Raw genomic sequence first — 13,110 nt, 5'->3', positions numbered from 1 at the left:
CCGAGCACCATGCCGATCAGCAAGGTGACGAACATGTGCGCCGCGCCTTTGCCGAGCAGTTGCAGCTCGCCCAGGTGCTTGGTCAGCCAGGCGCTGAGCGACACTTGAAACTCGGTGGCACTGGCCGGCAGGTAGTTGTCGATGAAAGGCGGCAACTGACCGCGGGCGCGGTCTACCAGAATCATGAATTTATCCAGTGACGCGCCAGGGTTTTCTGCCTCGTGCAGCAGAAAACTGATCGCGCCGGCGAATAGCAGCGCCAGCACCGTCACCACCAGCGTGCCCAGCAACGCCACTGCCAACCACCGCGCACGCTCGCCGGCAATCAGCCGCTGCAACTGCGGCGTGAGCATGTCGACCAGTTCATACACCAGCAAACCCGCCAACAGACTGGGCAGAAGGTTGAGCGGCAGCACCAGCAGCAGCCCGCCGAACACGAGAATGCAACTGGCCAGATAGACTTGACGGGGCGTAAACGTTGGCATACAGCCTCAAAACGAGCGGCGTGAAGGATGGGCAGTCTGCCAGCGTTCTGAGTGGAGAACCAGCGACGCGAAAGCCCTTGAGGGCTCGAGCGTGAAGAGGCTGCGATTGCAAACCGAGTCATCGGCTGCAATCGCAGAAAGTGCAGGGGGTGGCGCCGTATTCCGACGCACGCCATCGGCTCGAAAAATTATTTCTTTTTAAGACAGTCGCTCATGAAAGCTTTGCGAGCATCGCCTTTCAGGGCCTGGGTACCGGCCGTGGCGTTGCAGGTTTTCATCTTCTCCTGCTGGGTGGCCGCAGCGGCCGGCGCGGCCTTCAGACAGGTGCTCATGAACGCCTTGCGTTCATCGCCCTTCAGAAATTTCGCCGAGGCATCGGCGTTGCAGGTGGTCATTTTGTTTTGTTGCGCGGTGGCGGCAAAACCCTGGGCACTCAACAGCAGTCCCATCACCAGCAGAGGAACACGCAGCGTCGTCATCGGCTTTCTCCGGAAGTGCCACGCACTGCATGGCTTGCGGAGCAGTGTAGCCAAAGAATGTTGCTGCATATTTCTGCAAAAGCGCAGCGTGCGCTGGACGTGCGGCCTGACAGGCCGATAATGGCGCCTCATTCAGCCGCCGGGTCGGTCATGCAATACCTCTATCCACTGCTCACCGTCATGATCTGGGCGGGCAACAACGTCATCACCAAAGCAGCCGCCGGACGTATCTTCCCGGCCGAAATCGGCTTTTATCGCTGGTTGCTGGCGGGGCTGCTGTTCACACCTTTTCTGCTCGGCCCCGTGCTACGCAACCGGGCGCAGATCAGGCCCATCATGGGCAAGGTCGTGGTGCTGGGCGTATTGGGCATGGCGATTTACCAGAGCCTGGCGTATTACGCGGCGAACATCACGACGGCCACGAACATGGGCATCATCCTGTCGCTGGTGCCGGTGATGACCCTGGGCATGTCAATCGCCAGCCTCGGCACTCGGCTGACCGCAGGTGCGCTGGCCGGCGCGTGCGTGTCATTTGCGGGGGTGTTGTGGGTGGTGTCGCAGGGAAGCTGGAGCGTGTTGGTGGCCCATGGCATCAATGTGGGCGACGTCATGATGCTTATTGCAACGCTGGCCTATGCGACCTACAGCACGCTGCTGAAGAAGTGGCAGCTGAGGATGCCGCCGTTGCAGCTGCTTTATCTGCAGATCCTCGTGGCGATCATCGCGCTGCTTCCGCTGTTCGTTATTTCTCCGAAGACGGGCCTGAGCGCGAGCAACATTCCGTTGGTGCTCTATGCCTGCATTCCGACTTCAATGCTGGCGCCGCTGCTGTGGATGAAAGCCATCTCCATCCTCGGGCCAAGCCGTACCACGTTGTTTTTCAACCTGGTGCCGATCTTGACGGCGCTGATTGCCGCGCTTGCACTGGGCGAGCATTTGGCGTCTTACCACTTCATCGGCGGCGCCCTGACGCTGGGCGGGGTGATCCTGGCAGAACGCTGGACCACACCGCTGCGCAAGGCCTCAATCGGCTGACTTGCCCGCCGGATGAGCCCGGCAATCAGGCCTTATCGTGCTCCTGCGCAGCGTGAATCGACACATCGGTAATGCCCAGAACATGGGGCAGACCGAGGGTGTCTTCACCCGTATCCAGGGGGTCGTCTTCAACGGCCACGTTGTGCTTGAGCGCCAGCTCGTGCACGACCTCGATGATCGGCACGTCGAGGTTTTCGATCAGATCCACATGGTGCTCACCGGCCAGCGTGTACTCAATTTCATACAGCTCTTTATCGCTCATCGCATCACTTCCTACGCGACCTCAAGGGTCGACTGATCACGAAACTACGGCCAAATAAGTCAAAGACCGGCGGCTTTGAGACGCGCGGCATGTTCGAGGAACAACCCCACGGGATCGGCTCCCTTGCCCACCAGCCCGAAGTGCTGGTTGACGATGTCGAAATGGTCGAGCGGGTAGTCATCACCTATGACGGTGCCCAGGTGAGAACTGCATCTCCCGACCATGCCATCAGATTGACCTCGCTCTTTCGTGAACGTGCGAGCAAATATTCGGCAGGCGAGATTAGAGGTATCAAAGACGTTTCGGCCACGGTCGGTGCGCCCGGGTTGCAGCGTCCCGGACCATGAGTAGTAGCGCACGCCGTTGACCTCCTCAGCCCCCTGCCCGCCCCAGTGTTCGGGCAACCCTTGAGGAAACAACTGATTGAATCGCGCCACCCCGCGGGTGGTCAGCGAATGGTGCGCCGCGTCGACATCCACGGGCAGTCGCGTGCCGCGATATCCGGTGTCGAGCAGGCCGGTGATGAGGGTGGTGAGACGAACTGCTCCGTTGACCACACGGCCCTTCATGGTGTGGGGCGGGAAATGCTCTTCCAGGTAGTCCGCCAGTTCGGAGCCATGGTTAGGCCCGGCAACGGAGGTGACCGATGCGACAAGGTCCGGGCGCACGCCGGCCACGTACCGAATGGTCAGCGCACCCTGACTGTGGCCGATCAGATTGACCTTGGCAGCGCCGGTCTCTTTGAGGATTTCCTCGACCCGCGCCAACAGTTGTTCGCCGCGGATTTCCGTGGAATTCACCGCCGAGACCATGACCGGGATCACCTGCGCGCCGCCCCGGCGCAGTGCAGGCACGATGCCGAACCAATACGGGTAGACGACCAGTTTCACGAAACCCATCAAGCCCGGCACCAGGACGATGGGGTAAAGCGTGGCCTGTTCGTGGGGCATGAATAAGCGCTTCCTGAGCGGGCGTGGTTGATCAACGGCAATCGGGTCACGGTATCCGGTAAACATTCATGAACCATGACCTTGAACCATGACAAACCGGGTAATGCCCCTTCGCCATCAATTTGATCGAACTCTTTTGCCTCTGCAACGCTCCTAACAGCAATGGGCCAACAATGGCCTTTTTCGCGGAGCGATTCGAATGTTCAAGCAATCCCTGGCAGTAGTGATTTCCATGGCCGCACTGGCTGGTTGCGCATCGACCACCCTGCCGAACCCGGTTGACTACGCGACCTATCGCAATGAGCCGCTGGTCAAGCAAGTTGAAGAAGGCATGACCAAGGATCAAGTCCTGACCATCGGCGGCACGCCATCGACGACCGTCCAGCGTCGCGCCCACCCAGGCACTTGCAACAACTATGTGCTGAACCGCGAAGGCCACCAGCAGGCTTACTACGTCACCTTCGACAACAATGGCCGCGTCAACAGCAAGGGCTTCATGACCTGCGAACAGCGTGACGCCAACGAACGCGCCATGTGATCTGACGCTATTCGCTTGAATGGGTGATCACGCTCGGGATCACTAGTGTCAGGGCATCGCAAGATGCCCTGACACTGCTGTGATTGCGCATGATCCCTTCTGAAGCACGCTTACCTCGCAACGCCCCCCGCATTGAAAAGACCTGAAACAAAATCAAACTTTTGCCAGCGCTTGCCACTCACACCTTGTGACCCGATCCTGCCGGGCGCCCGCTTCACGCATGGCGCAACAGAGCGAGACGGAAAAAAACCGAAAAGCCCTGGAGAAACCTGATGACCAATCTTCACCCGATGACCGACGTCGCCACGTTGCGAGAGCGCGCGCGCCAAAACGTTGAGAATGGCGCCGTGACCGAAAGCTACGGTGCTGACCGTGAAGAGGTCCTGCGCCTGCTGAACGCGTCGCTGGCGACCGAACTGGTCTGCACCCTTCGCTACAAGCGCCATTACTTCATGGCCAAGGGCATCAAGTCTCACGCCGCTGCCGATGAATTTCTGGAACACGCCAATCAAGAACTCGAACACGCTGACAAGCTGGCCGAGCGCATTGTCCAGTTGGGCGGCGAGCCGGAATTCAACCCGGATCTGCTGAGCAGAAATTCCCACGCGCAGTACGTGGCCGGCAACACGCTGAAAGAGATGATCACTGAAGACTTGGTGGCCGAGCGCATCGCGATCGACAGCTACCGCGAAATCATTCAGTACATCGGCGATCAGGACCCGACCACCCGCCGCATCTTTGAAGACATCCTGGCTCAGGAAGAAGAGCACGCCGACGACATGGCCGACCTGCTGGACGGCCTCTGATACGCAGCACGCAGTGCAAAAAGCCAGGGCACATGCCCTGGCTTTTTTGTGCGTGATGTTCAGGCGGGGCGAACGCGGAAGTGAGCACAGCGCAGAGTCCTGTGCCGAACCTACTTCACCGTCTTCGGCGCCTTGCCCGAACGCATCTGCTCCAGCAATGGAGCGCACTGGTTAGGCGCGTCCCCGCTGCTCGGTGCTACCAGCGCCAGCAATCCCGCCGCCGGCCCTACTGCCGCACCCAACAGCACCATGCCCGCACCGCGCAACAACAGCGGACCTGACTCAACACCCGCATTTGGCTTGCTGAAAGGTCCGCGCACATACAGAGGCGAACGCAGGGAGAAGACCCGGAAGCCTTTCGATTCCGGCGTGATCTTCATGTCCAGCTGTTCGGTCTTCATGTTCGCCGTACCATCGACGTAGATGATTGCGTTCTCGGTGTCGAACACGAACACCTTGGTGCTCGCCAGACCGTCCTTGAAGCTCACATCCGAAGCCGCGCAGTTGATCTTCACGTCCTTGTCACCGAACAGCCTGCCCACCACGTAATTACCGACATTCAGCCCGGCAATTTCCATCAGGCCACGGCTGACGGCGCCGTCATTGACCAGCATCTTCAGCTCGCCATTGGAGGTGCCCAGCAACGCTGCCACCGAATTACCCCGGCCACTGAGGTCCGCATCACCGTTAAGCTCGCCAAAGCTGGTCTTCATCGGTTCGAAGGTGGGGAACAGCTGCTTGAGCTTGAAGCCACGCGCTGACAATTTGGCGCGGCCCTCAAGCGGCTGGGTATGGCCGTTAAGCTTGATATCGGCGTCAAGCTTGCCGCCCGCCACACCGAAACGCAGCGGTTGCAGGCTCAGTACGCCATCATTGAGCACCACGTGGGTGTAGAGGTCGGTAAACGGCAGCTCTGCGCTTTGCACGATGCGTTTGCCGGTGAACTCGACGTCGGCGTCCATGGCGGCCCAGCGATCGGTCTTGAACTCCTCGACCGGTAGCACCTTGTCTGTCGGCTGTTTGCTCTCGCCGCCACGGGTCTTCTGCTCGGCATTGGAGTCGGCACCGATCAACGGTTTGAGGTCAGCCATCAGCAGCTGATTGGAAACCAGCGCGCCCGTCAGTTTGGGACGCGGTTCGCTGGCCACAAAGCCGAGGTCGCCATGGATATCGCTGTCGCCGATCTTGCCGTTGAAGCCCTTGTACTGGAACGACGCACCGGCCGGGTCGTGGAGTTTGGCGATCAGGCGGCCGTCGGTGGCGTAGGGCGGTGAATCCGGCAGTGTCACGCCAGTCAGCGCATAGAGGTTGCTGAGGCTGTCGCCGGACAATTTCAGGCGCAGATCCAGCTCGCCGAGATTCTGCGGATCGGTCACGGTGCCCGCAACGGCCACGCGCAAGGCGCCTGCACTGACATCGGCCTGCACCGGAAATGGCATCGCCGCATCTTTCAACGCCAGCAGCCCACCCACCTTGCCGCTGCCGTTGAGTTTCTGACCGTGATACTGGCCTTTGGCGGTGAAGCCGAACGCGTAATCCTGTGCCGAAGCGCCCTTGTCCTGGACCTTCTTCGCCTCGCTGCTGCCCACGATGTCACTGTAGGGAATCGGCTTGCCCAGCAGATCAATCACCACATCGACGGCCGTATTGATCTTCTGGTCGTTGTAGCTCACGAAGCCTTTATCAAAGCCGATCGAGCCGATGTCCACCACCCAGTTCGACGGCTTGGCGTTCGGATCGCTCTTGGGCAGATCAAATACCCAGTTGGCGCGGCCATCGGCCAGACGCTCGATCTTCGCATTGGGCTCGGTCAGGTTGATGCGTGGGATGACCACACGCTGGGCCAGCAGCGGCAAGGGCGACAGGCGCAGTTCGACGCGCTTGAGCGTGACCATTTGCGGCGTCTTCGACCACTCCGGGTTACCTAGCGCGATGTCTTCGGCCGACATGTGCGGCCATGGAACCCAGGCCCGCCAGCCGCCTTCATCGGGCTCACGGTGCCAGCTCACGGCCAGATTGCCGTTGATGGCAAAGGGACGATGCAGTTCTGCGGACACCTTTTCGTTGATGGTCGGCTTGAGCCGGTTCCAGTCGAACGTCGCAATCACAATGATCAGAATCACCAGCAACAGCACCAGAATGGTGGCTGTCCAGGCAAAGATTTTACGGCCTCGCGTCATTGCGTTGTCTCCCCAAAAACCGAAGCGCCGTCCAGGGCGCATCTCGTACGTCGTAACGGTTCGACTGAGAAATCCCGCTTCGGTTTGATTGAATCTGTATTCGCTGTCAGAAAAGTTCCACGGTCCGTAGATACCGTACGTCTAGCCGGGCCCGGCGACAGACCTGAAATGCGCTGAGAAGCCCGCCGGGCAAGGCGTCGAGGTGCGCATCATTTCTGTCGATGGTCACCATCAGCTCGCTGAACTTCTTTATCGACAGAGCAGCGGTAAAATCGCCAACAGGTTCACACCACCCTTTACACCTGAGCACCCGTCCATGAAACGCCAATTGATTGCCCTCACCCTTTCCCTGCTCGCCTCGAGCGCGTTCGCGATGCCTGCCAGCGAACAAGCAGTACTCGGCGAAGTGAAGACGACGCAGCCGTCCGGTATGCCGACCCTTGCGCAAGACGGCCCGGATCGGTTGATAAACCAATACCAGCGCGTTGCTGACAACGGCCCGGATCGGCTGATTCAGCAGTATCAGCGCGTTTCCTGAAAGACTGCATGAATGTTGAAAAGCCTGGCTGATAGCCGGGCTTTTTAATGCCCGAGGAAAAACCGGGTTCGACGCCACGCAAACGCATTTGCTAGAGTTGCGGCCTACCCTTTCAATCAGATACACGCCCCATGCTGCCCCGCGCCGAACAAAAACAGCAGACCCGCCATGCCCTGCTTGATGCAGCCCGGGCCCTGATGGAGAGCGGACGCGGCTTCGGCAGTCTGAGCCTGCGCGAGGTGGCGAAAACCGCCGGCATCGTGCCCACCGGTTTCTATCGGCATTTCGATGACATGGACCATCTGGGCCTGGCGCTGGTCAGCGAAGTCGGCCAGACCTTCCGCGAAACCATCCGACGCGTGCGCCACAACGACAACATCGACAGCGGCATCATCGACGCGTCCATCCGCATATTCCTGGGTGTCGTGGCCGCCAACCGCTCGCAGTTTCTGTTTCTGGCGCGCGAGCAGTACGGCGGCTCGCTGAAAGTCCGTCAGGCACTGGGCGGCCTGCGTGAAGGCATCATCGCCGACCTCGCGACCGATCTGGCGTCGATGCCGAAATTCCAGCACCTCAACACCGACGACCTCTCCGTCATGGCCGACCTGGTCGTGAAGAGCGTGTTCGCGATGCTCCCCGAGCTCATCGACCCGCCGCCCCCGGCACTGGCTGCACACCTCACCCCACGGGCGAAAATCACCCAGCAGCTGCGCTTCATCTTCATAGGCGCCAAGCGCTGGCAGGGATTGGGCAGTACCGAGTAATTGAGCCACAGCCTCATGGCGCACCAACTCGGCGCGCCATCCCGGTTAGCGCACCAGCAATGTGCATATCCGCAACCAATGATTCGGTGCCTGCACCGTATTCAGGCAATTTCCGTCCGTCCCTCCTGTTGGCAAGCCACTTGCTCTAGTCCTCGCATCGCACATTGCTGGAAGCTTTCTGATGCTGGTGATTCATCAACGGGTCGAACCTCAGGCTGAATGGGCCGCAGAGCTGCATTTGATTTTCGAGGCGCGGAGCAAAAGCCGGTTGCGCTGTTTCAGTGCCGAAGGTGAAGACGTCGGGCTGTTTCTGGAACGAGGTCAGCCGCCGCTGCGTGACGGCGATTTCCTAAAGGCTGAAGACGGCCGCATCGTGCGCGTCTGCGCGCGGCCCGAACAACTGATGCACGTGACGTGCAGCAACGCCTTCGAACTGACCCGCGCCGCGTATCACCTGGGCAACCGCCACGTGGCGTTGCAGGTGGGCGACGGTTGGCTGCGGCTGCTCGACGACTATGTGCTCAAAGCCATGCTCGATCAGCTGGGTGCCACCACCGTATCCCTCGAAGCGCCCTTCCAGCCTGAACACGGTGCCTATGGCGGTGGCCACCACCACTCGCGCGCCGGTGAGGAAGACTTCAATTACGCGCCGCGCATCCATCAGTTCGGCGCTCGCACGTGAACGCCGCCTGGGCGCTGCTGCGTCTGGCCAGCCCGCAATTGCCGATCGGCGGCTACAGCTATTCCCAAGGTCTGGAAATGGCGGTCGAGCAATCGACCGTTCACGATTCGGCCAGCGCCGCCCGCTGGATTGGCGACCAGTTGCTGCTCAATCTTGCGCGGTTCGAAGCACCGCTGTTGCTGGCGCATTGCACGGCAGCGGCGGATGACGACTGGACGACGTTGCTGCAATTGAGCGCACAACATCGCGCCAGCCGCGAAACCCGTGAACTGCACCTGGAAAGCCGGCAAATGGGCTATTCGCTGCAGCAGTTGCTCAACGGCTTGCCGGAAATGGATCAGCCTGCGCGAGATGTCCTGCAACGGGTCGGCGAGCCGCATCTGGCACTGGGTTGGGCACTGGCCGCGCGTGCCTGGCAGATCAATCCTCAGGACGCACTCGCCGCCTGGCTCTGGAGCTGGCTGGAAAACCAATTGGCGGTATTGATGAAAACCCTGCCGCTGGGCCAACAAGCCGCCCAACGCTTGACCAGTGAATTACTGCCACTGCTGCAGAACGCCCAGCAGCACGCGACAGCACTTGACCCTGCACACATCGGCAGCGCGCCATTGGGTCTGGCGCTGGCGAGCATGAACCATGAGCGGCAGTACAGCCGCCTGTTCCGATCATGAGGTTGCTGCAACTACCGCAGTTCCTCGAACCGCACACCATGCTCAACGGAGAGAATGAATGAACAGCCAACCCTTGCGCGTCGGCATCGGCGGTCCGGTCGGTTCCGGCAAAACCGCGCTGACGCTCGCGCTGTGCCTGGCCCTGCGCGACCGCTACAACCTGGCAGTGGTCACCAACGACATTTACACCCGCGAAGACGCTGACTTCCTGGTGCGCAACGAAGCCCTGGCGCCAGAGCGCATCATTGGCGTCGAGACCGGCGGTTGCCCGCACACGGCGATTCGCGAAGACGCATCGATCAATCTGGAAGCCGTCGACCAGCTCAATCGTCGTTTCGAGGGGCTGGATCTGATCATTGTCGAGTCGGGGGGCGACAACCTGTCCGCGACCTTCAGTCCAGAGCTGTCGGACCTCACCATTTACGTGATCGACGTGTCGGCCGGCGACAAGCTGCCGCGCAAGGGCGGCCCCGGCATCTGCAAATCCGACCTGCTGGTGATCAACAAGATTGATCTCGCGCCGCTGGTGGGTGCATCGCTGGAGATGATGGACCGCGATACGAAGAAGATGCGCGGTGACAAGCCGTTCGTGTTCAGCAATCAGAAAACCGGTCATGGCCTGGAGCAGATCGTTGCGTTCATCGAGCGCCAGGGTTTGCTGAGCGCCGCCTGATTTTCATTCACCAAGGGACTCAAGGAATTCACACATGAACAGCACAAAAGTATTCGGCGCGCTCGCGCTGCTGCTGGTTCCGGCGCTGGCTTTCGCCCACCCAGGCCATGATGAAACCGGTCTGGTGGCGGGCATCAGCCATCCACTCGGCGGCGTTGATCACCTGCTGGCAATGATTGCCGTCGGGCTCTGGGCGGCACAACAAAAAGGCACCGCGCGCTGGGCCCTGCCATGCACGTTCGTCGGCACCATGCTCATCGGTGGTTTGCTCGGGTTCGAAGGTCTGAGGTTGCCTGCGCTGGAGAGCGGCATCGCGGCATCGGTGTTTGCACTGGGCCTTGCGGTCGCGCTCGCCGTACGTCCGCCGTTGTTCGTAGCGGTGGCAGCAACCGCGCTGTTTGCGCTGTTCCACGGCGTGGCCCATGGCCTTGAGCTGCCAGAGATGTCGAGCCCCTGGGGCTACGCCTTGGGCTTTGTCGGCGCGACGGCGGCGCTGCACGCGGCGGGTTATGCCGTGGTGCGCTTGCTGCCCACGGCGGCGGCGCCGATTGTTCGTGTGGCGGGCGCGCTGTCGGCGGCGACTGGCGTCTGGTTGTTCGCAGGGTAGATGACACGCCTGGCGGGCACAGCGGTGATCAATCGATCCTCGCTGCCCCGCCAACGTCACCTCCTGCTACCATGTCGCGCACTTTGATCCTGTCGTGACGCCATCCAATGCCTGACGCTTCCCTCTCCTCCCCCAAGTCCGAACTGTCCGCTGTGTTCACCGAGGTGCAGCAGCACTTCATGCGTGTGGTTGTGCCGCTGTGGCAAGGTCCGGGATGGAGTGCAGAGATGGCGCTGCCGTTCGAGGCGGTCGACGCTCAGCATCGGCCTCTGCCGCCACAGCGCTACCGGGCCATGGCCTGCGCCCGTCAGCTGTTTCTGTTTTCCAGCCTCATTGACCATCCCGACGTACCCGAAGCATCCACCCGTGCGGCGGCGCTGTTTCGTTCGTTGCAGCAGCACTTTCACGATGCCGAACATGGCGGCTGGTTCTACAGCATCGATGCACAGGGCGCGCCGCTGGACCGCCGCAAGGACCTCTACACCCACGCGTTCATCGTCTTCGCCTGCGCCCATTACTGGGGCAAAGTCCGTGAGCCACTGGTGGAGTCCGTGCTCAATGCCGCACTGAACGTAGTCGCCGAACGCTTTGCCGATGGCGATGGTTTGTATGAATCCGTGCTTGCCGAGGATTGGTCTTCGCTGAGCGCCGGCCCACTTCAAAACCCGCTGATGCACCTCGCCGAAGCGTTTCTCGGCACCCTGGCCGTGCGCGATGACGCTGACACCCTTAGGGCGCTGGATGCCTTGGTGGAAGCGATGCAGCGGCGTTTTGTCGATGTCGAGCACGGCGTCATGCTCGAGAAACCGCTGGACGCTGTGGATAACTGGTCCGAGCCGGGTCACCAGTTTGAATGGTTCTATTTGCTGGCGTCTTCCGCGCGTCTGCGGGGCACGCCGCTGTATCGCTCGCTGCAGACTGCGTTCGCCCACGCTGAGGCACAGGGCGTCGACCAGACCACTGGCGCGGTCGCGGCGATGCTGGAAGTGGACGGTTCGGTGAAAGACGGCACGCAACGCATCTGGGCTCAGGCCGAGTACCTGCGTGCATTAACGTTGCGGCCTGATGGCGAGCACTTGCTCGCCCGTCAGCTCAAAGCGCTGCAAGCGCAGTTCCTGCACCCCAACGGCTGGAACGAATGCCTGGACAGCCAGGGGCAGATCAGCCGCAGCGACATGCCATCGACCACGCCGTATCACCTGGCGACCTGTTACATCGGCCTAGCCGAGTATTTTAAAGCCTGACGCACCCCGGCCTTGGGACGCCACCCGTACGACGCTGACTTCGCCCCTGAGCCGGATTGCTGGCGAAAGCGGTGGGTCAGTGACATTTGTGCCTCTAACAACCCCGGCTCCCCAGCAAGCCGGCTTCTATAGCTTCGGCGTAATGATCGTCCCCACGCACTGCGTGGGGATGCATCACCGGACGCGCCGCGTCCAGCGGTGGGCGACGCGGAGCGTCAGTGAGCGCGTTCCCACGCAGAGCGTGGGAAGGATCATCAGAACGACTTACTTCTCGCCACGACTGCGATCAATCGCAAACCCGGCCCAGGTCTGGCTGACGGGCATCAATTCGAGGCTGTTCACATTGACGTGCGCCGGTGTGTTCATGATCCAAAAGATCGTGTCGGCAATGTCTTGCGGCTGGATGGGCTCGGCACCTGCGTAGGTGGCATCGTACTTGGCCTGATCGCCACCAAAACGCACCAGCGAGAATTCACTCTCGCACAGACCCGGCTCAAGGTTGGTTACGCGTACGCCGGTGCCTACCAGGTCATTGCGCAGGTTCAGCGAGAACTGACCGACAAAGGCCTTGGTGCCGCCGTACACATTGCCGCCTGGGTACGGGTAGTTGCCGGCCACCGAGCCGAGGTTGACGATACTGGCACCGCGGCCGTAAGCGATCAGACGCGAAAGCAGCGTACGCGTCGTGTAGACCAGCCCTTTGACGTTGGTGTCGATCATGGTGTCCCAGTCATCCAGATCGCACTTGGGCGCAGGATCAATGCCCAGCGCCAAACCAGCATTGTTGATCAGGCCACGAATCTTCGCGAACTCAGGCGGCAGGCTTTCCACAGCGCTCTCCACGCCAGCACGATCGCGTACGTCCAGCGTCAGGGTGTGCACCTTGGTCTGTTTCGACAATTCAGCGCTCAGCGCCTGCAAGCGGTCTTCACGGCGACCGGTCAACACCAGCGACCAGCCAGCCTCGGCAAAACGACGGGCGCAGGCTTCGCCAAACCCGGAAGTGGCCCCGGTGATGAATACGGTAGAGGTCATTTCTTTCTCCTGACTAACGATGCGGGCTTATCAAGCCAAGCGGGAATGTCACGCAAGCAGCGTTGCGTGCAAGAAGGTTCTGGAGAATGCCCGCGCATACCGGGATGGATCAAGCACCATCATCCACATCGTGACATTGCCGCCGTGCTGTACAAAAAACA

General features: G+C 60.8%; 15 protein-coding genes and 1 pseudogene. 10 read left to right on the top strand and 6 right to left on the bottom strand.

What is annotated here, in order from left to right:
* Together VF672_RS16535 and VF672_RS16530 are read right to left on the bottom strand one after the other, a co-directional pair.
* A pseudogene (locus tag VF672_RS16535) lies at nt 1-485 on the bottom strand (hypothetical protein); the annotation flags it as partial.
* A gap of 188 nt (nt 486-673) precedes the next feature.
* A complete protein-coding gene (locus VF672_RS16530; RefSeq protein WP_331105642.1) occupies nt 674-964 on the bottom strand; it encodes a PsiF family protein in 291 nt (96 codons plus the stop codon).
* A 150-nt stretch (nt 965-1,114) separates the two neighbouring features.
* On the opposite strand from VF672_RS16530, the gene VF672_RS16525 reads away from it, so the two are divergent.
* Complete coding sequence (locus tag VF672_RS16525) at nt 1,115-1,999, top strand: DMT family transporter (protein ID WP_331105641.1); 885 nt, start codon at nt 1,115-1,117, stop codon at nt 1,997-1,999.
* A 25-nt stretch (nt 2,000-2,024) separates the two neighbouring features.
* Here the strand turns inward: VF672_RS16525 and VF672_RS16520 are convergent, their stop codons facing one another.
* Entirely contained in the window at nt 2,025-2,261 is a 237-nt protein-coding gene (locus VF672_RS16520; protein WP_331105640.1) for a hypothetical protein, read from the bottom strand.
* A 59-nt stretch (nt 2,262-2,320) separates the two neighbouring features.
* Complete coding sequence (locus VF672_RS16515) at nt 2,321-3,211, bottom strand: triacylglycerol lipase (protein ID WP_331105639.1); 891 nt, start codon at nt 3,209-3,211, stop codon at nt 2,321-2,323.
* 199 nt (nt 3,212-3,410) lie between these two features.
* Between VF672_RS16515 and osmE the strand changes: the two genes are divergently transcribed.
* Both osmE and VF672_RS16505 read left to right on the top strand, forming a co-directional pair.
* Nucleotides 3,411-3,749 carry an osmotically-inducible lipoprotein OsmE gene (gene osmE, locus VF672_RS16510; RefSeq protein ID WP_331105638.1) on the top strand — a complete coding sequence of 113 codons (339 nt, stop codon included), beginning with the start codon at nt 3,411-3,413 and terminating at the stop codon, nt 3,747-3,749.
* A 272-nt stretch (nt 3,750-4,021) separates the two neighbouring features.
* Nucleotides 4,022-4,555 (top strand): ferritin-like domain-containing protein, encoded by a 534-nt coding sequence (locus VF672_RS16505; protein ID WP_331105637.1) that lies wholly within the window; start codon nt 4,022-4,024, stop codon nt 4,553-4,555.
* Between the two features lie 110 nt (nt 4,556-4,665).
* On the opposite strand, the gene VF672_RS16500 is transcribed toward VF672_RS16505, so the two are convergent.
* Complete coding sequence (locus tag VF672_RS16500; RefSeq protein ID WP_331105636.1) at nt 4,666-6,735, bottom strand: AsmA family protein; 2,070 nt, start codon at nt 6,733-6,735, stop codon at nt 4,666-4,668.
* Between the two features lie 202 nt (nt 6,736-6,937).
* Between VF672_RS16500 and VF672_RS16495 the strand changes: the two genes are divergently transcribed.
* From VF672_RS16495 to VF672_RS16465, 7 genes are all read left to right on the top strand, one after another.
* Complete coding sequence (locus tag VF672_RS16495; protein WP_331105635.1) at nt 6,938-7,273, top strand: hypothetical protein; 336 nt, start codon at nt 6,938-6,940, stop codon at nt 7,271-7,273.
* A 131-nt stretch (nt 7,274-7,404) separates the two neighbouring features.
* The gene (locus VF672_RS16490; RefSeq protein ID WP_331105634.1) at nt 7,405-8,037 is read left to right on the top strand and encodes a TetR family transcriptional regulator; all 633 of its coding nucleotides are present in this window, start codon (nt 7,405-7,407) and stop codon (nt 8,035-8,037) included.
* Between the two features lie 181 nt (nt 8,038-8,218).
* Nucleotides 8,219-8,719 (top strand): urease accessory protein UreE, encoded by a 501-nt coding sequence (ureE, locus tag VF672_RS16485; protein ID WP_331105633.1) that lies wholly within the window; start codon nt 8,219-8,221, stop codon nt 8,717-8,719.
* Nucleotides 8,716-9,390 (top strand): urease accessory protein UreF, encoded by a 675-nt coding sequence (locus VF672_RS16480; RefSeq protein WP_331105632.1) that lies wholly within the window; start codon nt 8,716-8,718, stop codon nt 9,388-9,390. The genes ureE and VF672_RS16480 overlap by 4 nt, the downstream gene beginning before the upstream one ends.
* Nucleotides 9,391-9,448: 58 nt before the next feature.
* A complete protein-coding gene (ureG, locus tag VF672_RS16475) occupies nt 9,449-10,063 on the top strand; it encodes an urease accessory protein UreG (RefSeq protein WP_331105631.1) in 615 nt (204 codons plus the stop codon).
* A gap of 34 nt (nt 10,064-10,097) precedes the next feature.
* Entirely contained in the window at nt 10,098-10,670 is a 573-nt protein-coding gene (locus tag VF672_RS16470) for a HupE/UreJ family protein (protein WP_331105630.1), read from the top strand.
* A gap of 107 nt (nt 10,671-10,777) precedes the next feature.
* A complete protein-coding gene (locus VF672_RS16465) occupies nt 10,778-11,914 on the top strand; it encodes an AGE family epimerase/isomerase (protein WP_331105629.1) in 1,137 nt (378 codons plus the stop codon).
* A 264-nt stretch (nt 11,915-12,178) separates the two neighbouring features.
* On the opposite strand, the gene VF672_RS16460 is transcribed toward VF672_RS16465, so the two are convergent.
* Nucleotides 12,179-12,949 carry an SDR family oxidoreductase gene (locus tag VF672_RS16460; protein WP_331105628.1) on the bottom strand — a complete coding sequence of 257 codons (771 nt, stop codon included), beginning with the start codon at nt 12,947-12,949 and terminating at the stop codon, nt 12,179-12,181.
* Nucleotides 12,950-13,110: the final 161 nt, after the last annotated feature.

It is taken from the genome of Pseudomonas sp., assembly GCF_036387035.1.
Classification (GTDB): domain Bacteria; phylum Pseudomonadota; class Gammaproteobacteria; order Pseudomonadales; family Pseudomonadaceae; genus Aquipseudomonas.
Note: the sequence above shows the minus strand (reverse complement) of the source record. Positions and strands in the feature narration are given on the sequence as shown.